The 19,413-nt window shown below is 51.7% G+C and carries 18 protein-coding genes and 1 pseudogene; 5 read left to right on the forward strand and 14 right to left on the reverse strand.

Translation table 11 applies throughout. The features are described from left to right. Nucleotides 1–406, forward strand: a pseudogene (locus HMPREF9412_RS32940) (GntR family transcriptional regulator); the annotation flags it as partial. Nucleotides 407–745: 339 nt separating this feature from the next. Here the strand turns inward: HMPREF9412_RS32940 and HMPREF9412_RS15420 are convergent. From HMPREF9412_RS15420 to HMPREF9412_RS15445, 6 genes are all read right to left on the reverse strand, one after another. Further along, on the reverse strand, nt 746–1,738 hold the full coding sequence (locus HMPREF9412_RS15420; RefSeq protein WP_009592611.1) for a potassium channel family protein: 993 nt from the start codon (nt 1,736–1,738) through the stop codon (nt 746–748). A gap of 65 nt (nt 1,739–1,803) precedes the next feature. Continuing rightward, entirely contained in the window at nt 1,804–2,196 is a 393-nt protein-coding gene (locus HMPREF9412_RS15425) for a DUF350 domain-containing protein (protein WP_009592598.1), read from the reverse strand. Further along, nucleotides 2,193–2,867: a hypothetical protein gene (locus HMPREF9412_RS15430; protein ID WP_009592620.1), complete on the reverse strand. Its 675-nt coding sequence runs from the start codon at nt 2,865–2,867 to the stop codon at nt 2,193–2,195. The genes HMPREF9412_RS15425 and HMPREF9412_RS15430 overlap by 4 nt, the downstream gene beginning before the upstream one ends. Continuing rightward, nucleotides 2,868–4,067, reverse strand: coding sequence for a glutathionylspermidine synthase family protein (locus HMPREF9412_RS15435; RefSeq protein ID WP_036672404.1), 1,200 nt, complete (start codon nt 4,065–4,067; stop codon nt 2,868–2,870). It lies immediately after the preceding gene. Then, entirely contained in the window at nt 4,064–4,738 is a 675-nt protein-coding gene (locus HMPREF9412_RS15440; protein ID WP_009592614.1) for a hypothetical protein, read from the reverse strand. The genes HMPREF9412_RS15435 and HMPREF9412_RS15440 overlap by 4 nt, the downstream gene beginning before the upstream one ends. Nucleotides 4,739–4,762: 24 nt before the next feature. Continuing rightward, a complete protein-coding gene (locus tag HMPREF9412_RS15445; protein WP_009592628.1) occupies nt 4,763–4,954 on the reverse strand; it encodes a hypothetical protein in 192 nt (63 codons plus the stop codon). A 353-nt stretch (nt 4,955–5,307) separates the two neighbouring features. Between HMPREF9412_RS15445 and HMPREF9412_RS15450 the strand changes: the two genes are divergently transcribed. Continuing rightward, on the forward strand, nt 5,308–6,246 hold the full coding sequence (locus HMPREF9412_RS15450) for an NAD(P)-dependent oxidoreductase (RefSeq protein WP_009592564.1): 939 nt from the start codon (nt 5,308–5,310) through the stop codon (nt 6,244–6,246). Between the two features lie 173 nt (nt 6,247–6,419). Here HMPREF9412_RS15450 and HMPREF9412_RS15455 read toward each other — a convergent pair whose 3' ends face one another. The 3 genes from HMPREF9412_RS15455 to HMPREF9412_RS15465 all read right to left on the reverse strand — a co-directional run bounded on the left by HMPREF9412_RS15455 (nt 6,420) and on the right by HMPREF9412_RS15465 (nt 9,337). After that, a complete protein-coding gene (locus HMPREF9412_RS15455) occupies nt 6,420–6,659 on the reverse strand; it encodes a glutaredoxin family protein (protein WP_009592566.1) in 240 nt (79 codons plus the stop codon). Nucleotides 6,660–6,682: 23 nt separating this feature from the next. After that, a complete protein-coding gene (locus HMPREF9412_RS15460; protein ID WP_009592641.1) occupies nt 6,683–7,555 on the reverse strand; it encodes a hypothetical protein in 873 nt (290 codons plus the stop codon). A gap of 207 nt (nt 7,556–7,762) precedes the next feature. After that, complete coding sequence (locus tag HMPREF9412_RS15465; RefSeq protein ID WP_050802825.1) at nt 7,763–9,337, reverse strand: cobyric acid synthase; 1,575 nt, start codon at nt 9,335–9,337, stop codon at nt 7,763–7,765. Between the two features lie 406 nt (nt 9,338–9,743). Here HMPREF9412_RS15465 and HMPREF9412_RS15470 point away from each other — a divergent pair, with 406 nt between their 5' ends. Further along, nucleotides 9,744–10,718 (forward strand): hypothetical protein, encoded by a 975-nt coding sequence (locus tag HMPREF9412_RS15470; RefSeq protein ID WP_009592582.1) that lies wholly within the window; start codon nt 9,744–9,746, stop codon nt 10,716–10,718. Here HMPREF9412_RS15470 and HMPREF9412_RS15475 read toward each other — a convergent pair. From HMPREF9412_RS15475 to HMPREF9412_RS15495, 5 genes are all read right to left on the reverse strand, one after another. Next, nucleotides 10,713–11,798 (reverse strand): Gfo/Idh/MocA family protein, encoded by a 1,086-nt coding sequence (locus tag HMPREF9412_RS15475; protein ID WP_009592575.1) that lies wholly within the window; start codon nt 11,796–11,798, stop codon nt 10,713–10,715. The genes HMPREF9412_RS15470 and HMPREF9412_RS15475 overlap by 6 nt on opposite strands. A 31-nt stretch (nt 11,799–11,829) precedes the next feature. Continuing rightward, the gene (locus HMPREF9412_RS15480) at nt 11,830–12,564 is read right to left on the reverse strand and encodes a ThuA domain-containing protein (protein WP_009592639.1); all 735 of its coding nucleotides are present in this window, start codon (nt 12,562–12,564) and stop codon (nt 11,830–11,832) included. Between the two features lie 291 nt (nt 12,565–12,855). Then, nucleotides 12,856–14,475 carry an extracellular solute-binding protein gene (locus HMPREF9412_RS15485; protein WP_009592633.1) on the reverse strand — a complete coding sequence of 540 codons (1,620 nt, stop codon included), beginning with the start codon at nt 14,473–14,475 and terminating at the stop codon, nt 12,856–12,858. Between the two features lie 45 nt (nt 14,476–14,520). Beyond that, entirely contained in the window at nt 14,521–15,441 is a 921-nt protein-coding gene (locus tag HMPREF9412_RS15490) for a carbohydrate ABC transporter permease (RefSeq protein ID WP_009592568.1), read from the reverse strand. Between the two features lie 20 nt (nt 15,442–15,461). Beyond that, nucleotides 15,462–16,391 carry an ABC transporter permease gene (locus tag HMPREF9412_RS15495; protein WP_009592560.1) on the reverse strand — a complete coding sequence of 310 codons (930 nt, stop codon included), beginning with the start codon at nt 16,389–16,391 and terminating at the stop codon, nt 15,462–15,464. A gap of 315 nt (nt 16,392–16,706) precedes the next feature. Between HMPREF9412_RS15495 and HMPREF9412_RS15500 the strand changes: the two genes are divergently transcribed. Continuing rightward, nucleotides 16,707–18,446, forward strand: coding sequence for a sensor histidine kinase (locus tag HMPREF9412_RS15500; protein WP_009592577.1), 1,740 nt, complete (start codon nt 16,707–16,709; stop codon nt 18,444–18,446). Then, nucleotides 18,443–19,003: a response regulator gene (locus HMPREF9412_RS33665; RefSeq protein ID WP_009592556.1), complete on the forward strand. Its 561-nt coding sequence runs from the start codon at nt 18,443–18,445 to the stop codon at nt 19,001–19,003. Before HMPREF9412_RS15500 ends, HMPREF9412_RS33665 begins: the two co-directional genes overlap by 4 nt. The last annotated feature ends 410 nt before the right edge of the window (nt 19,004–19,413 follow it).

Below are 19,413 nucleotides of genomic sequence, written 5' to 3' on the forward strand. Positions count from 1 at the left end.
TTCGAGCCTCATTGTCACGACGCTAAATCATGATTCCGAAGTCAAGGCCCTGTGCAGCAAATACGACAAAAAAGCATTCGTTATTGGTGCGAATGCGGAAACGTCGGTCCTGCTTGATATTGCCCGGCTGACACCGGGCAGCCATCTCAGTTTTGTCTGCCTGGGGAAGGCAGGTGCGCAGTGGATGGCCGGCCGTGTTCAAGAAGCTGGTATCGATGGGGTTCGGGCCAGCCTGGCCGGCCTGGATCATCGGGAAGACCTGCTGCAGCGGATCGAGCAATCCGATCAGGTTTATGCCTCTGATGCCGTATATGAAAAGGTTCGATCGTTAGCTCCCGGCAAGGTGAAGCTGTTTCCCATGGCGCTGGAGAAGAGCAGTGTGAACATGCTAAGAGACATGATCTGAAGCCCATAGGAAAAAACGCCCACTGTTTTAAACAGGGGCGTTTTCACTTTGGAATATGTCCATCCATCCGCGACGGATGTCCCACACTTTGGCTGCCGACAGCCCTCAAACGAGGAGTCAATTGCTGTTACCCTCGACATCCGACCGCTGACCCAAGTGTCATTTCCGAGAATTCAGCAGGTCAAGCAGTCGATTTACCCCGACCACCTGGATCAAGCAGCCATATAAACCCATATGATTTCGAAACGTCAATTCGTAATTGGCAGCTTCGCAATAAAAATGCTGCCTCACCCGTTCATGTGAGACAGCATGGTCTTTAAATGAAATGTTCGTTGCCCCTCAAGCCAGCTTACCGGAAATCCGGTTAATGGTCTCTTCGTCCGAAACCACATACAGCCTCGCATCCCGCGGAATCGGCAAATCGAGCTTGCGGTTGATGCTGAGGTCACTGCGATCGGAGATCAGCGTCGCTCCTTGCCGCAGCAGATCCTGAAATGCATCCCCGTAGGTCTTCCATGCGGAGTTTAATGCCACTTCGTAAATATCGTCGCCGTGCTGGCGGCTGAGCAGCTGCATCAGCACATCCGAGTTTCCTTCCTGCAGCGCTGCCCGCACCGCCAATCGGGAAACGGCATCGTGCGAGAGGACAAACTCGTTTACTTGATTGTGGCGGAAATTCTGCACATGCTTCTCCTGCATGATCTCCACCGTGGTATGTACGTCCGGCGCAATCCGCTCGATGCTGGAAACAATCAGGAGCGACTTGCCGTCCACCAGCGCCGATTCGTCGATCCGGGCGTCCGCGAAGACAATGGCGGACTTGGCCTCCAAAATGTTGGCTCTCATCAGCACGTCATCCGATGCAGGATCGCCGCTTACAAAATGCACCTGTTCGAGATGCTCCACGGGATGCCGGCTGGAATCGTCGATGACCACGATCTCGGACTGCGGCGAATACGACAGAATCTCGTCGATCGCGGACATCGCTTTTTTGCTCCAATTGATAATGATGACATGGCCGCTGCCCTTAAAGTTCAACCTGCCCGCTCCTCTCTGCCGCTGCATGCTTCCAAACGATTCGATCACTTTACCGATCACTAAACTGAGCAGTCCGATACCGAAGATATAGATGAATATCGTTAATATCTTGCCCGGCACGGTAGCTGCATAATAATCGCCATAACCAACGGTGGCCATCGTGGTAAGCACCCAGTAAAGGGCGTTAAACCAATGGTGAAACGTTTCCGGCTCCAGCAGGAATGCCAGGGTCGAGCAAAGCACCACAAACAGCACCACGATCACGCTGATCGTTGTTTTACGCAGACGCATCATTTTCAAAGATAATCTCAGAAAAAAAGTGCACGCTCCTGCTCCTCTCCCCATTGGTGCAAATCGGCCTAAATGATCAGGCTGCTGATCGCAAAGGCTGTGCCGATGAACACCATGGCCAGCAGGATGCCGATCGCTACGTTGCCCTTTTGCAGGTGCTCGGAAATTCGAAGACCCGGCGTCGCCAGCTCGAATACCCAATAGGCAACGATCAAGCATACATATCCAACGGCAAACCACAGTATCATATGCCATATCGATGAATTCGTATATGCCGATATGCCCAAAATAATAGCTGTTGCCATAAACTTGCCGCCAAATGCCAGACCAACCGCGACATTGCCTTTTTTCAGCTCTTCCATGTCGTTAAACCGGGTCATCCAGCTGAAAATCAGCATGCCCAGCAATTGAAGCACGATAATACAGATCACACTTATAACAATATTAATGACGACCGTCAATCCGCCCACCCCCGAAATTTTGCATAGGCCAAGTCGTAATCGGCGAAATCATGCACTTCCTCCAATACAACATCAACCGTGTCCTTCTTCTCCAATGCGGCATAACGCTTCTCGTCGATCGGCTGCTTGATCCGGTTGCCCGTCGGCAGCTCAACAACGGCAAAATGCCTGGTGTCTTTTTTGTACGTTGTTTTATATACCCCAACCAGCTTCACGTCGGTTTTGACGGTCACTTTCAGGTTGGCCAAATCCGATTCCGCCGTCTTTTTATCCTTGAACGACTTAATGGTCTGCCAGGACGATAACCGGATATCGTTGCGCTGATTCGCATCCGTGGTCAGCTCGGCGTCCATGAATTGCAGCGTCCAAACTTTGTCCCCTGTAGCATAGTTGTTATCGTTAGGCAGGAGCTCGTTATCCGGCAGGACGGTCATGTCGCCGCCAATCAAATCGCCGACGGTCCCTTCAATGATGCGATAGTCCCAAGGCACGCGACTAGAGGTTGAAGATACTTCCTCCGATCCGGTATGGAACACGGTGGAGCTGCCGCCGGAGCATGCGCTCAGCGCTAAAACCATAAGGGATAAGATAAGCACCGCCAGGACGACCGGAGGTTTCCTCTTTCCCTTCGGAGCACCGCTTTGCTGCCTTTTCTCTTGTTTCAACTGCATTTATTTCACTCCCATTGCGATAAAATGGCTCGAATTGCCCGTAATCAAACCGCCCGCCCGTCCCAGCAATCCGCATGGGATACCATTAAGGACGAACAACCCCGTCAGCAAATGAAATTCCCCTTCCGCCGTCTCGACGCGAGCCAGCTCGGCCCTCCTCTGATAGACCGTCGGAAACATGACGCTAGTATCATATCCGTCCTGATCCTCTACCTCGAGCTGTCCTGTCTGGTCGTACAGTTTGACAGAACCACCCTCTCGGCCGAACATCGACTTCGATACGAAATTGCCGGAGAACACCGGTTTGTTGTATGTCGGCAGCATATATTTAACGATCGCTTCGCGTTCTTGCTCATCGAACAATAGGCCCAGCTCATACATGCCCCACATGGCGGCCAGCAAGCCTTTGGACTGCAGCAGAATGCTGTGCGGCGAGTTGAACAGCTGGAGTCGCCCCGTCTCGATGGCATAGGCAAGCGCATCTCCGCCATCATCGACGGACATCCATTCCTTCGGATAAAGAGCAAACATCCGGTGAATCTCCCGGCCTTCGCCGTCCTTCAGCATGCCTTCGTCCACCCATAGATCCAGACAATCCACCAGCTTGATATCCAGCCCGCTGTGCCGGACCAATGCTTCAATCGTGCCGGAGTCCTCCAGATGCTCGCCGTAAGCAATGCATGCGGCCGTATCCGGACGCTCTGCCGCCCATGCTTGTGCCACCAGCTCTTGCATCCGCTCATTGGGAGAATAGACGCCGGCCTGAGCGCACATCCACGGCGTTGCAATGGAAGCCTCAACATACCCTGTGGGTGTGTCCGCATTCAGCTCCAGCAGCTTGATGCTGCCGTCATGGGCAATCGCAAAGTCAAATCTGGCATACCGGCTGATCAACCCTTCCTCCGGCAGCGGACATTCGTCCAGCATCTGCCATAGAATCGGCGGAATGCCGATCAAGCTGTAAATATGATGGTTGCGATGGACGTAACGTACGGTTTTGTCCAGCGTCGCCCACAGTACCGCAGCGGCTTCTTCCAGCTCGCGATAGGTCTCTTGACGTATAGTGACGATTTGATCTATCCAGTAGGCTTCCCCTTCCAAATTCGCCCAGGTAAAGCCAAGCTCTGCGAGCTCCGATACCCGCCCATTCCGATTGGGGTCAGGCTGTCCCGAAACGGTAAACACGCTTTGGCGGCTCATCCGCCAAAACCGCCGGATCTGGAGCTGGATTTCGAACCCGAGGAACTGAAGCCGCTGGAATTGCCGCCAATGCCGCCGGACTTGGACGATGTGGAGCGGCGCGTTATCGTTCCTGAAGAGGACGTTGAGGTCTTGGGACGGACATTGGAGTTCACCACCGGTTTGTTCTGGAACGTACCGCTCGAATACGTGCGGGGTTTGTAAGGCTTGCCGTTATTCGCGTAATATCCGCGATGATTGTTGTACCATCCGCTGGAGGAATAGTAGGAGCCGTTGTTGAACAGCATGTGGTAGAGCAGCAGATCATCCCAGCCGAAACCGGAATTGTAGCCGCCATAGTTATTGATTACCGTCGTTCCCCCGCCTGATCCTGCAGATGCTCCTTCCGCCGGCTCTTCCTCGAATTCTTCTGCGCTAGGGAACGGGATGTTCCAGTCCACGTTCTTGTCAAAATACTTCTTTACTTCTTCCGTCGACCAGGATACCAGCTGCGGCTCTTCGGATGAGGTAACCGCTTCCGAAGCGAGATCCTTCGCTGCCGCGCCCGACACCAAAAACGCATTCGCCAACAAGGCGATGCCGAGCGAGCTTGACAAGACTCGAATCGGTTTGCCTTCCGGCGTCAGCCATTTGGAAGCGGGCTGGTCTTTTTTGTCTTTTTCATTACTCAAGATGATGTCTCCTTTCGGACAGAATTAATCGTTCCGCATCGGAACGAGCAGAAGCTCCAGTTTGCCCGTGTCCACGTTTAATCTGCCTTCGATCGTTTCATATTCCCTGCCGCCCGCGACGATATAATTCACGTGCTCCAGCGCAGCGACCATGTTCATCGTCCATGCCCGCTCTTCAATCTGCACCAGCTCACCGTCCGGTCTTTTTTCAAACAAATAACGTTCATTCCATAATCCATGATGACAACCCCTTCCATCTAAAGCAGTGAGTATTGTTACGCATTATATTGGGAATCGTTTCAAAAATCTATGATGGGCTCTCGGCGCGTGGACGAAAAATTTGCTGCAAAAAGACACAATCCATATAATAACATCGCTACTGATTATTTACACCTTCGAATTACCATTAAAAAACTCTTGAAAACGAACATTCTAGACGCGCAATGCCTGATTATTTACGTTTTATAAGGTGTAGCATCCATTTTCATGATCATCGTCTCTCTTGACATTATCACTAGTGTCATACTTTAGGATGGGTATCATCCCAAACCCAGAAAGGGGTTATACCGATGAATACAAATCCAAAGAGATTTTCTAATGTTAATCATCATGACGATGCGCAGTCGGACGGCTCTATCCTTGCTCCGGTAACCGTGATCGGATTAGGCGCCATGGGCTCCAAGCTGGCCCGAACCTTCGTGAACAGCGGATATGACACCACCGTCTGGAACCGCACGCCTGAAAAAGCCGCCGAACTTGTAGGCTTGGGTGCCTCCGGCGCTACGGAGATCGCAGATGCCATCGCCGCCAGCCCCCTCGTGATCGTCTGCGTACTAGATTACGATGTCGCTCGCCATATTCTGGAGCCCATAGGCGATAAGCTTTCCGGTAAAGTTGTCGTAAATCTGACAAACGGCACTCCCGAGCAAGCCCGCAACATGGAGACGTGGATGAGTAGCCTGGGCGCCGATTATCTGGATGGCGGCATCATGGCCGTCCCTTCCCTGATCGCCACACCACATGCCGTCATACTCTACAGCGGTTCAGAGACTGCGTACGGAACGTATGAACAGGTCTTGGACAGCTTAGGTACAAGTCACTATTTGGGACCTGATCCCGCCCTCGCCCCACTGAATGACTTGGCACTGCTTAGCGGAATGTATGGGATGTTCGGCGGTTTTATCCATGCCGTGGCGCTTGCAGGCACCGAAGGAGCGAAGGCTTCAGACTTCACGACCTCGCTGCTGATGCCTTTTCTGCAGGCCATGATGTCCACTCTGCCTGAGATGGCGAAGCAGATCGACACCGGAGATTATTCCGCCAAGGATGCGAGTCTTGCGATGCAAGCCGCTCATGACACCATCGGGGAGGTCAGCAGGGTACAAGGCGTCAGCGCCGAAACATTCGCGCCGATTTTCGAACTGATGAAACGTCGGGTAGAGGAAGGTTATGGCGGGGACGACTTCGCCAGCGTGATTGAGCTGATCCGTAAGCGTCGATCGTCTTAACAGGAAGAAGAGAGCTATTATCGGCATCGGCAGGAACTGGCGACGACGTACGACCTGACCTCCATCGAACTTTAGTAACTCTGCGAAGCGATTCTTATCCTCCATACAAATGAAGCATGGATCATCCGGCGAGGACCGATCCATGCTTCTTTTTTTATATCCATGAACCTTGCTTATTTAATCAATTCCCTGATTTCCTGAAAGTTATCGGCAAATCCGATAAATACGTTGTCGCCGATAACGATCGTAGGCACGATCTGTTTTCCAGTCAGACGTCTCACTTCTTCCGGATATTCCGGATTCTGCGTGCAATCAAATTCCGTGTACGGAACCTGCTGCTCCTTGAAGTAACGCTTGGCATGATGGCAATCGCTGCAAGTGGGTATGGTGTAGATTTTCAACGGCTCTGTCATGTCGATCACTCCTTAAACGAAAATTATTTTATCTCAATAACAAAAGGCACGGTCACCACTTCACCTTGATGCTGAAATTGTCCCCAGATTTTGTAGATGCCGCTATGCGGAAAGGTAGTCGCAAACTCCGCTTTAGGACCAGTGCTAGATTCGTCAAGAGGATGCACATGGATGTACTTCTCGGCGTCTGCGGACAAAATGACAACATGACCGACCGCGCCTAGGTAAGGCTCCAGATTGCTGATTCCCTGCTTCGTCTGCGCATCCTGAATATGATAGGTGAGCACGGTCTCTTCATTCGATAAGGCATTGCTCAGGCTCAGTTCGATTTCCTTGCCGTTGACTTGTTTGATCAGGCTGGAGTCAGGCTCAATGGCCGAAGTTTCTCCTTCTTCTCCCTCCACCTGAACCCATTCGCTGAGCGTGCTCCCTCCAGCGCCCTTCGGCACGAAATCCGCAATCAATTTATATTCGCCGCCGGCGGGAAACGTGGTGTTCACGGTAAACTCGCCGTTCTCCTTGTAATCGGGATGGATATGGTTGAAAAATGACAAATCGCGATTCACGATGATCAAATGCAGCAGCTTCTCATGATTGACTTCAAATTCCTGGACGGGTCCACCGTTGTTGTCCGTGATCTGAATCGTTAACTCTGTTTCGGTGCCTGCGCTTGCCGGTTCATTCCATGTAAATTCAGCCTGGTAGTTGTTCGAGGCCGTCTCATGCCCGCCTCCGTGCCCACTGTGCCCGTTCTCTTCCGGATTTACGGCTTCCTGATTATGGTTCCCGCCGTGGCCGCCTGTATCCGGGGCCTGCTTCGCATTATCGCATGATGTCATTAATCCAATTGCAAGTATGCTCGTTAAGGTTAGCACAGTACCCTTCTTATTCAACATGCGCTATCACTCCATTCACTTGGATATGTTGTAAGATGACTTATCATCCGTTTCTGAAATTAGTATACCCCCCTATCCTATAATTAATCAACTTTTTTCTAAAATAGCACCTGATCCATTCGCGCTCTCCACGCAAATAACACCATGCCGCCCGCATGGTGTTATCCCCCTATTCTTCACTATCGCCCAAACTATAGGATCTATTCCTTATGGCTTTCGGTGCGTACAGCCGATGATTTCATAAATCTTCTCCATATCCACATGATTCCGCACGATGTCCGCCACACGGTCGTATTCTGCGAGTTTGCGTTCTTCCGCTTGGAACGATTCCCAAATGGCATCCAGTCCCTTATTTATCCGAATGCCGTTCAGCCAGGACCTGCGAAAGGCATCGTTGTCAAACAAGCCGTGCAGATAACAACCCCAGATGCGTCCATCGGCGGTGGCTAAACCTTCAGGATATGCTTGAATATCTTCTCCGGCTTCCAAAGAATCCCTCGAATCTGCTTCAATCGAAAACAACGTTCGGTGTTCTGATCCGCCAGGCTCCGTGCTCCTTTCGGTGACGCCCATATGGATTTCGTAGGCCCCTATTGCCGAAATAGCCTTCGTATCCGATAAAACGAGCTTCAGAGGATGTTCCTGTGACAATTCCCCTCTTACGCGAACGGTCTTTTTTTGCTTTGAAAAAGCTGTCCGCATCGGCAGCAGTCCAAGTCCCGCCGCTTCCCGTGCGCTGCCTTCCACCGCATGCGGATCCGATAACCGCTCGCCCAGCATTTGATATCCTCCGCAGATGCCAACCAGCTGCACATCCCGCGTCTGCGTCAATCTTAAAATTGCCTCCGCAAGGCCCCGATCCCGGATGAACCCCAAATCGCTGATCGTATCCTTCGTTCCGGGCAAAATGATGACGTCCGGCGTGCCGAGCTCATCCACCGATTGGACGAAGCGAACGACGACATCCTGCTCCCAGCGAAGCGCATCAAAATCCGTAAAATTCGAAATGCGCGGATACCGGATAACGACAATATCAAGGTCGCGTTTTTCCTGTCTCTGATATTGAAGCTCATCCAGCACTACGGAATCCTCGGCCTCGATCCGCATGTCCTGAATGTAAGGAAGGACGCCAAGCACCGGTATGCCTGTCCGTTCTTCAAGCCAGTCCAGTCCCGGCTTCAACAGCGCCAAATCCCCGCGGAATTTGTTGATGATAAACCCTCTGACCCTGGCCGCCTCATGGGGCTCCAGGAGTTCGAGCGTTCCTACAATCGAGGCGAACACGCCCCCGCGGTCGATATCCGCAACCAGAATGACCGGAGAATCCGCCCATCCAGCCAAATTCATGTTCACGATATCCCGATCCTTGAGATTGATCTCTGCCGGACTTCCCGCGCCTTCCATGACCACGATATCGTATTTCTCCCGGAGCCGGTCCAGCGCATCCAAGACGATCCCCTTGGCCTTCGGCAGAAACTGCGTCCTGTAATCCATCGCGCTCATCTGCATTTCGGGCACGCCGTGGATCACGATTTGGGAATGCATATCTTTAATCGGCTTGATCAGGATCGGATTCATGTCCGTTGTTGCGGCTATGCCGCAGGCTTCGGCCTGCACGCCCTGCGCTCTGCCGATCTCCTTGCCATCAAGCGTCACGTAGGAGTTAAGCGCCATATTTTGCGACTTGTATGGAGCCGTGCGATAACCATCCTGCAGAAAAATACGGCACAGCGCGGTCGTTACGATGCTCTTGCCTACATCCGAAGCCGTGCCCTGCAGCATGAGCACCGCTCCTTGTCCTTTCCCGATTATCGTGGGTGTTTCCCTTATGTATTCCGTTTCCGTTTCATTCATCTTCTTCACCCTTTTCCCTTACTTAAGCCGTTTACTCCCATCATTATAGCAAACCGTTGATGAAGGAGTTCTTCTTGCGTGAAATCAGATAACCCCCCTTGAAACTTTATCCTGAAAATGTTAGCTGTATATTGAATAGTTGCATAACAAACAAGCCGATCCGGAAGGATCGGCTTGTTTGTTATGCCTGTAAAATCAGACGCGGCCTAGGTATGCTCGCTAAAGGATAATATTATCATCACGAGGGATATATTCATCCAACAATATACTTTTTTAGTTAAATTTGTATTATCTTGGATAGGTGACTAGAGTTAGATAAGGGAGGACTTATTGAATGGTAATGCAATTCTCCAAGATTAGCAACATCTATATTCATGTCAAATGGTTCACGGACAATTTTGAATGGGTCCCTCTGCCCATTCCCCGTATCGTTACGCTGACGTTCCTGTTTTGGTTAGCGTTTACATTGCTGATCTTGTTGCTCACATGCGCAATACACGATCCCTTGGGAAAGATGCGGCCCGTCGTGCGAATCCACGGATGGCTGCACAGGCTTAGGCCCCACACCGAGGTGATTCTGCGTATTGGGCTGGCGATCGGGCTGGTGCTGCAGCTTCTGAGCGGCTCCTACCTCGCCCCCGAATTCCGAACCAATTCCATGTGGATCATCCTCGGCCTATCCGCAGCCGCAGCGTGCCTTCTCTATAAACGCACCTTGCCGGTAAGCGGCGCCATCCTACTCCTGCTCTATATTCAGGCGTCCTTATCCTACGGTCTTTTTCATTCCATCGATTATTTGCTCTATCTCGGCATTGTTTATTATCTGTTTGTGTGCGGCACTCCCATCAAAAGAACGGCAGCCCCGGTCTTGTATATATGCACAGGCATGTCCCTCGCTTGGCTTGCCATGGAAAAGCTGACCATTCCCGAGCTCGCTTGCACGGTTATGGGCAGCTATGGACTTCCTACCTTCGGTTTTACCATAGAGCATTTTGTCATGATTAGCGCTTTTGTTGAAATCGGACTGGCATGGGCGTTCATCGTAGGTATCATGAACCGGTTCACGGCACTGCTGGTATCCGGCATTTTTATTATGACAAGCCTTGTATTCGGTTACAAAGAAGTCATCGGCCATATGATCATTCACACGGTGCTGATCCTGTTCCTGATCGAAGGCACGGGGGAACTGCGTACCCCTTTTCAGTTCCATCGCTCGCCGGTTAAACGCGGATTGTTTGTGGGCGTTAACTTCTGCCTGTTTCTGTTCAGTTTGATGGCGCTCTATATTTGGATGGGCAAGATGTTATGACAAACTCTGAATCCGTTGGCCGATGGATTTGCCCAGCTCAACCACCGTTTTGGTCTCGCTTGACCTGACGACTGCATCCAGCACCTCTTGATTCCGGTATCCGTCCATGAACCCGGGCACTCCGTCGGCATGCGCTCCCCGCAATATCGCGGCAAAATCGGCATACTGCTTGACTTTGCAATGCTGCGGCACTTCCATTGCCGTTCTGGCGAGCTGTCCGGGCTCTTCTTCGCGAATCCACACCACCCGCTCCGGATCCAATGTGCTCGCGTGGACCGTGCCGTGGTCGCCATAAATGGACACTTCATGCTGATTGCCTGAACCGAATGCATTGCGTGACGTCTGGAATACGCCCATAACATCATCGGTCATCCGGGCCTGAAAGCTGGCAAAATCATCGACCTCGATCTTGGCCATGGCTCCCGTCACCGGGTCCCGGCGTTCCGGGATGATGGTATGTAGCTGGGCCGTAATTTCTTCGAACTCCCCAAACAGAAAACGGGCCATATCGATCATATGCGAACCGAGATCTCCCAGCGTTCCCGTCCCCGTGATGGCTTTGTTATATCTCCACATATAGGGAACCTGCTGGTTCGGCACGCCAAACCCCTGCAAATACTGAATGGAGAAATGACGGATCGTACCCAGCTTGCCCGTTCGGATAAGTTCCCTGGCATAACGAAAAGCGGGCGTATATCTGTACGTAAATCCGATCATGGCGGGAACGGGCTGTTTCTCATACAACTCCAGCAAGGAGATGGCTTCTTCGAAGACTCGCGTGAATGGTTTTTCTGCCAAAAAAGGCTTGCCCGCTTGCAAGCATGCGCTGATGATATCAGCGTGCACGTTGTTGGGCGTGACCGAAATGACGGCATCGACGTCAGGATCATCAATTAAATCCTTGAAATCCGTATAGCGTTTCCCGTCCTCGATCCCCAGCTGATCGCCTACTCTAGCCACCGCTTCCCCGTTGACGTCGCTCACGGCCACAAACTGATAGACATTCTCTGCATTCATCCAGCGGATGTGCTCCTGCGCCATCCCGCCCAAACCGATTAAGCCGATTCGAAATTTATTCATCGTTAGAACACTCCTCATATTAGGTCTCTCATTAGGATTGTGCGACAGGAGCGATGGGCGCCACCCGCCCGTAAGCCGTTTTAGCTCCTTCAACTGGAGCGGCCCAGAACACGCCATTGGTAATCACCTGCAGAATTTCGGGCTGGTGGTAGACCGGAAACATTTCGTGGCCCGGACGGAAATAAAACAGCTTCCCTCTGCCGCGCCTGTAACAACACCCGCTTCGGAACACTTCCCCGCCTTCAAACCAGGAGACGAACACAAGCTCATCCGGCGCCGGAATTTCGAACCGCTCTCCATACATTTCTTCCCGCGGAATCTCGATATATTCACCCAGCCCCTGCGCAATAGGATGGCTCGGTTCAACGACCCATAAACGCTCGATCTCGCCGTCGTCGCGCCATTTCAGCATCCCGGTGTTCGTGCCAAGGAGCCTGGAGAAGATTTTGGAGCCGTGACCAGAATGCAGCACGATCAATCCCATGCCGTCCAGTACCCGCTGCCGAACCTTCTCGACAATGTCGTCGCGGACCTCATCATGTGCCAGATGGCCCCACCACAGCAGTACATCCGTGTTCGCCAATCGCTCATCGGTCAATCCGTGATCCGGCTCATCCAGTACGGCGGTGGCTGCTTCCAAACCTTCCACCTGTTCGAGATGATCCGCTATCGCACGATGAATCCCATTCGGATATATGCCGGCTACCTGATCATTATGTCTCTCATGCCGGTATTCATTCCATACCGTGACTTTGATGTTCCCCATGATTGCTCCCTCCTGAGTTCCCTAGTAGTCGATTCAATAAAAGCTTAATCATCACTTCGAGTGCGGATCATACTTACGATCCCTGTTGCCCCCCGATTTTTTTGCGCTTTGTTATATGGTAAAAATCCGGGGACAAAGGGGACCGCTTCGCTTCTCCAATATGATTCCGCCTTCTCCGTTGAAGTCTGATACATGAATACTGATCATAATCCTTTTTCATCCCATGTCGAAATCACGCTGCCCCGCAGCATTTCGATCTGCGGGGCAGCTCATGACGATTGCTATCAATCCTTATTTGACACTGATATACCGCTGATAGGCTTCCTTGCGGATCTGTACCAGCCGCTCCAGCCCCATATCGTTCAGCTTCTTGACGTATGCGTCCCATTCCGCATCGATATTGCCTTCGGATATCCATTTTGCGCGGGTCGTGCCGACAAAGCCATCGATATCCGTAGTCAGCGTAGGCAGCTCCTGGAATTCTTCTGCGCTGTACATGACGTTCGGGAACGGCGTCGTCACGTAATCGCTGCCCAGCTTGTCGATGACCAGCTTCAAGCCGTCGCCCGTGGTCTCATCCAATATGATATTTTTCTCGAAGCTCGGGCTTACGTACTTGGGACCGAAATCCCTTACGGATTGCTCCCAGTACCAGGCATCCGCACTCGTTCCCTCCGGCGGACTCATGAGCGTAAACGTTCCGTCGTCGTTCTTCTGAATCACCGTGCCGATGGCTCCCCAGAAATTCTGGATGCTCGCTTCATTGGTGTAGAACTGATCCGCCCAGCGGGCCGAAATTTCCGGATGCTTGTTCGACGTGGTGATGAGAAACTCGTTTCTGCGCAGGCTCATGCCCTCAGGCTCGCCGCCCTGGTACCGTTTACCGTCAGGACCGGCAATGGATGGAATCGCGATGTATTGATCCTTCCATTTTCCGAATACCGCGTCCGGTACCCATTGGTTGGAGAAACCGATCAACGCCGCATCCGGGTTCTGATGTTTTGCCGTGGACATGGTGCTGTCCTGCGTGAAGATTTCTTGGTCTATGAGGCCTTCGGCGTACAGCTTATGGGCCCACTTGATCGCTTCTTTGTAGTTCTCCGTCACCGGGTAGAATACGGGCTCGTTATCGATGACCATCATGCTGTTTCCGTTGATGTCGGTGATGCCGAAGGGATTCAGCAGGTCGATGCTGATGTTCCCCGATCCGCTGACCGGAATTTCGTCGGCCTTGCCGTTGCCGTTCGGATCCCCTTCTTTGAACGCTTTGAATACGTTATACAATTCGTCCGTGTTGTCCGGAACGTCCAGTCCGAGCTGATCAAGCCAGGCTTTGTTAATGATCGGCTGGATCGACGCCTTCGGCCTTGACGGCAGCCGCGCCGGCAAGGAATAGATTTTCCCGTCCGGGAAGGTGCTCATCTTTTTCATCTCGGGCGTTTCTTCCAGCGCCGCCTTCAGGTTCGGCATGTATTGATCGATGTAGTCGTCGAGCGGACGGAAATACGACAGGTTGTTGACGATGTCGGAATCGCTGAATACGATATCCCCAAAAATGATATCCGGCAGCGTACCGCTCGCCAGCATGATCGATTTTTGCTCGCCCCAATCATTGGAGGACATGATCTGCCAATTGATTTTGACGTTGGTCTCCTTCTCCAAATCCTTGAGCCACTGGTTCTGGAGGAACGTATCCCCCATGTTGCCCCAGCGAACGGTCAGCACGTCCAGCGTAATCGGTTCATTCACGATCGGCAGGCCTTCTTGGTTAAAAGCGGCCTCGGCATCCGACTTGGCGTCCTCCTTCTTGCCGCCGCTACAGCCCGCCAGGTTCAACAGCAGGATTGCGGTCAACATGATGACGGCAGCCAGCTTGAGGCGATGTCTCCTCTTTGCATTGTTTGTTCCCATTCCACCATTCCCCCAATACTTATTTTTCATCAATTCATCGCGGTGTTACGACTTGACGGCTCCGATCATCACCCCCTGATTGAAATACTTTTGCACAAACGGGTAGATGCACATGATCGGCACCGTGGCGACGATAATGACCGCATAGCGCATAATATTGGCCAGACGCAGCGCAATGGCCGCGGCTTCCCCGGTACCCATCGCGGACTGCATCTGGTTGGTGACCAGAATATTGCGCAGTATGAGCTGCAGCGGGTACAGGTTCGTATCTTTTAAATAGATCAGGGCGTTGAAATAAGAATTCCAATGACCCACGGCCGTCCATAAGGCGATGACCGAGATGACCGCTTTCGAAAGCGGAATCACGATGGTCACGAAATATCGGAGATTTCCGCAGCCATCCAGCTGTGCCGCCTCCCATAAATCCTCCGGGATGCTGCTCTGGAAAAAGGTCCGCGCCACGATGATGTTGAAGGCGGCAACCGAGAACGGCAGCACCATGACAAGAAACGTATCGTACAGCTGGAAATCGCGGATCGTCATGAAGGTCGGAATCAAACCGCCGTTAAAGAACATCGTAAATATAAAGAGCAGCGATATATACTTGCGGCCCACGAGGTCTTTGCGGGACAGCGCGTAAGCTGCGGATATGTTAACCACCAGGCCGATGGCTGTACCCACGATCGTATACACAATCGTATTTCGGTACCCAATCCATATATTAGAGTGCTTCAGCAATTCTTGATAGCCTGCCAGCGTAAAATCATTAGGCCACAGCCATACCTGTCCATTCGCGACCGCTGCCGGCTCGCTGAACGAAGCGATGATGATGAAGTACAGCGGGTAAATCAGCACGATCAGCATCAAGACGGCGAATACATACAGGCCGATTTCCAGCACCCTGTCGGAAGATCGGGTGTTCCTCTGCTGCGGCCCCGTCTTCTCTCTTACTTCCACTACGCCCATAGAACCCTTCCTCTCTTGCGTTACCACAAACTGTTTTCGCTGTATTTTTTCGAAATCTGGTTGACCAGAATCAGCAGAACAAAATTGATGACCGTATTAAACAAATTGATGGCCGACGAGAAGCTGTATTGGCTGCTCAGCATCCCAATTTTGTACACATACGTGGAGATGACCTCGCTGGAGGTTATATTGAGACTGTTTTGCATGAGATAAACCTTCTCGAAGCCAACGCCAAGCAAGCTCCCGATCCGCAAAATGAGCAGCGTTACGACCGTTGGCATCAGCATCGGGATGTCGATGAACCGGATTTTTTGCCATCTGCTTGCCCCGTCCATGGTGGCCGCCTCGTACAGGCTGGGGCTCACCGCAGACAACGCCGCGATATAGATAATGCTGTCCCAGCCCGTATGCTGCCACACGTCCGACCATACGTACACGCTGCTGAACAAGCCGGCCGATCCCATCAGATTCGGTGCTTGTGCACCGAAGAGCCGGAAGATATTCCCGATCAATCCCGAGCCCGGCGAGAACAGAATCAGCATGAGTCCCACCATCACGACCGTCGATATAAAATGCGGCATGTAGGTTACGGTCTGGAAGAAGCGCTTGAACCAATTCTGGCGCATTTGATTGACCATCAAGGCCAGCATGATCGGAATCGGGAACGTCGCAACGCTGTATAAGCTGATGACCAGCGTATTCGTTATGGTGGTCGAGAATTGATAGGAGTTAAAAAACTTCTCGAAATACTTCAGACCGGCCCAGGGGCTGTCCATAATCCCGAGAGCGGGACTGTAGTCCTTGAATGCGATCAAAATGCCGTACATCGGCACGTAAGAAAACAACAAAACCAGCACTACCGCAGGCAGCAGCAGCAAATACAGGCCCCAATTTTTTCTGATCCGCCCGAGGGTTGGGTGTGTGGTTCTATTCAGTTGGCCTGCTTTCAAATCGATTCCCCTTTCTGTTCGCGTCGTCATGAATCCGGTATGTCACGTAAGCAATTTCAGTATACTGCGATCCGGCGTCATGATTTGGACCTCATGATGCGCTATCCGGACCTTTGCCATATCCTTTTGCCCGCCGTCCCCGAATCGCCGATTCGATCATGCTAGTATTCGGACTTTACGATGTGTTATCCGGACTTTATGGAAAATGCCCGAGCGTTCGCTCCTGTTTTTTTCGACGTTTCCATTTATAATATCCTTACTGATATAAAAACGCTTTCATAATATAGGCGAACTGAAAGGAATCAGGAAATCCCTATGGTTAAAGCATTGAATAACAAGCCTTATCCCATCCGTCACTATGTGAAAATCATGCTCTTCATCTCGATCTTTGCCCTCGTGGTGGATTTGGTGATCAGCTTCGCCTCCATCTTCATCGTGAAGCAGCAATCCACCCGCTATTTGCAGGATACGGCGAATCTGTACATCCGGCAGATCAATCATGACTTCTCGTATATCAACCACTATATGGGCTGGACGCTCGCGAATGACGAAAGCGTCAAGAACATGGATACCCCCGGCACCGATTACGTGAATTATATTAAGTCGAGCGAAAGAGTGCATAAACAGTTTAATGAGCTTCAAAAAAACTATGGCCAGGAATACAACTTCTTCTTCTATTTAAAGGAACAGGATTTCTTCCAGAACTATGCCCCCATGTCCCTTTCGTATACGGAGTTCCTGGAGCTGAAGGAACAGATCGTCTCCCTCACGGATTCCAAAAACGTATACGAAACGTTCTACTCGAACTGGAACCCGATCCTTGTGCAGGACACGCATTACGTCATTAACATCGTACCCTATCACAACCGGTACTTGATCTGCCTCATCTCCGCAGACGACCTGGTCCGGCCGCTCCAGGAATTGGATTTGGGCGAGGACGGGTTCGTCTCTCTGGTGGATGCCCAAGGAGCAGCCCTTACGAGTCCAGGTGCCGGCGAGGCCGGGGCCAAGCCGCTCGAAGGCGCCAAGGCTTCCTTGTTCAGCCTGTCACAGCCGCGGACTACGGTCACGGAGGGATTCTCGAATGCCTCCTTCAACGTGCAGCTGGTCATCCAGTTCGGCGTGTTCGAGACCATCATGATCGCCCAGCTGCTCATTATGCTGCTGTTCGTACTGCTTACTTGCACGCTCAGCGTGGTCATGCTGTATTTCAAGAAGAAGGTGTTAAAGCCCATTCAGAATTTCTCGGAAAACGTAAGGCGCATCCACGAGGATAGCGAAAATCTGGATTTCATGAGCAGCGAGATCATCGAGCTCGAGCAGGTCAATTCTCAATTCAAACACCTGATCGAACAGATCAAGAAGTTTAAAATCGATATTTACGAGCAGGAGCTCGAAAAACAAAGAATCCAGCTCGATTATATGAAGCTGCAGATCAACCCCCATTTTTTCCTGAACTGCTTGACGAACATCTACAGCATGGCGCAAATGCAAATGTTTAAGGAAATCGAATATATGTCGCTGTCCACGTCCAAATATTTTCGTTACATTTTTCAGAGCGGCGATAACCTCGTGCGGCTTGAGGACGAAATCGAGCACGTCCGGATTTATCTGGAGATTCAGAAGCACCGCTACCGCGATGCCTTTTCTTATCACATCGGGTATGAACAAGAGCTTGCCGGCCTCACGATTCCCCCCCTGGTGCTCCAGACCTTTATTGAAAACGCGGTGAAATACGCCGTATCCAGAGATCAGGTGCTGCAAATTCGCCTGACCGTCAGCTTGCAAGTGGAGGACGATAAGCCTTATGCGGTCATCCGGATCTCCGATACCGGTCCCGGCTTTCCGCAAGACGTATTGGATAAGCTGGCAAACGGCAGGCCGCTGGATCAAAGCGAAGGGAAACACATCGGGATCATGAACACCCTTCAGCGGCTGGAGCTGCTCTACCATCATCGGGCGCAGGTGGAATTTTCAAACCCGGAAGGCGGCGGTGCCAGCGTCGCACTAACGCTGCCCCAGCCACTGCAGGAAAGGAGAGGAGACATTCGATGAATGTATTGCTGGTTGATGACGATTATTTTGTCGTGGCCGCGCTGGAGAAGAAGATTGATTGGAAGGCACTCTCGATCGAACAAGTCCATACCGCTTACAGCGTGGCGCAGGCGAGGGAGATTCTGCAGGGTCATTCCGTTCAGATCCTCATTTGCGACATCGAAATGCCGCAGGGCAGCGGACTGGAGCTTCTCGCCTGGATACGCGAGGAACAATACGGCATACAGACGATCTTCCTGACTAATTACGCCGATTTCAACTATGCGCAGAAAGCGATTGAGCTGCAAAGCTTCGACTATTTCCTGAAGCCGATTGAATTCGACAAGCTCAGCCTCATCATCTCCAAGGCCGTGTACAAAGCTAAGGAACAGCAAAGCGATCAGGAGGCGATACAGGACGGGCAGCTGTGGAAGAAAAACCAAAGAAAGCTGCAAGAGCACTTCTGGAGCAAGCTGATCAAGGAAAAAAAGCTTCGTCGGACCGGGCCGCCATCGCCGGGTATATCGCGGAGCAGAATCTGTCCTATGCGATGTCGGATCTGTTTCTCCCCCTGCTGATCACGATCTTTCCGTATGATCAAAGCTTGGGCAAAGAAGACAAGGATCTGTTTGACTATGCGTTTCTCAACGTGCTGTCGGAATTGTTCCAGGACCCGCTCTTCACGGTTGAAGCCGCTATGGAATATAAGGATTACAATTGGATGGTCATGCTGAAATGGAATTATCCTCCTGATACCGCAGTCATTGAATCCATCTGCACGTCCTTCATCGAGAAAGCCAACCGGTTCCTTCGGAGCGATGCGTGCTGCAACGTATCGGTTTCGGCGGCTTTGGAGGGGATCAACAAATCCATACGGGACCTGCTGCAAATGAACGAGGACATGATCAAGAAGCGCAACCAGATCATGTTTCTGGAACGGCATTCGCTGCAAGAAGCCGCGTATACCCCTCCCCCGCTTCAAGACTGG

Source organism: Paenibacillus sp. HGF5, from assembly GCF_000204455.1.
Lineage (GTDB): Bacteria > Bacillota > Bacilli > Paenibacillales > Paenibacillaceae > Paenibacillus_AQ > Paenibacillus_AQ lautus_A.

Coding starts and splice junctions, on each gene's coding strand:
- HMPREF9412_RS15475 (WP_009592575.1), bottom strand. CDS start 11,798: ATGAATAAATTTCGAATCGGCTTAATCGGTTTGGGCGGGATGGCGCAG.
- HMPREF9412_RS15455 (WP_009592566.1), bottom strand. CDS start 6,659: ATGACAGAGCCGTTGAAAATCTACACCATACCCACTTGCAGCGATTGC.
- HMPREF9412_RS15490 (WP_009592568.1), bottom strand. CDS start 15,441: ATGGGCGTAGTGGAAGTAAGAGAGAAGACGGGGCCGCAGCAGAGGAAC.
- HMPREF9412_RS15500 (WP_009592577.1), top strand. CDS start 16,707: ATGGTTAAAGCATTGAATAACAAGCCTTATCCCATCCGTCACTATGTG.
- HMPREF9412_RS15485 (WP_009592633.1), bottom strand. CDS start 14,475: ATGGGAACAAACAATGCAAAGAGGAGACATCGCCTCAAGCTGGCTGCC.
- HMPREF9412_RS15480 (WP_009592639.1), bottom strand. CDS start 12,564: ATGGGGAACATCAAAGTCACGGTATGGAATGAATACCGGCATGAGAGA.
- HMPREF9412_RS15460 (WP_009592641.1), bottom strand. CDS start 7,555: ATGTTGAATAAGAAGGGTACTGTGCTAACCTTAACGAGCATACTTGCA.
- HMPREF9412_RS15430 (WP_009592620.1), bottom strand. CDS start 2,867: ATGCAGTTGAAACAAGAGAAAAGGCAGCAAAGCGGTGCTCCGAAGGGA.
- HMPREF9412_RS33665 (WP_009592556.1), top strand. CDS start 18,443: ATGAATGTATTGCTGGTTGATGACGATTATTTTGTCGTGGCCGCGCTG.
- HMPREF9412_RS15470 (WP_009592582.1), top strand. CDS start 9,744: ATGGTAATGCAATTCTCCAAGATTAGCAACATCTATATTCATGTCAAA.
- HMPREF9412_RS15465 (WP_050802825.1), bottom strand. CDS start 9,337: ATGCTGCAGGGCACGGCTTCGGATGTAGGCAAGAGCATCGTAACGACC.
- HMPREF9412_RS15420 (WP_009592611.1), bottom strand. CDS start 1,738: ATGATGCGTCTGCGTAAAACAACGATCAGCGTGATCGTGGTGCTGTTT.
- HMPREF9412_RS15435 (WP_036672404.1), bottom strand. CDS start 4,067: ATGAGCCGCCAAAGCGTGTTTACCGTTTCGGGACAGCCTGACCCCAAT.
- HMPREF9412_RS15450 (WP_009592564.1), top strand. CDS start 5,308: ATGAATACAAATCCAAAGAGATTTTCTAATGTTAATCATCATGACGAT.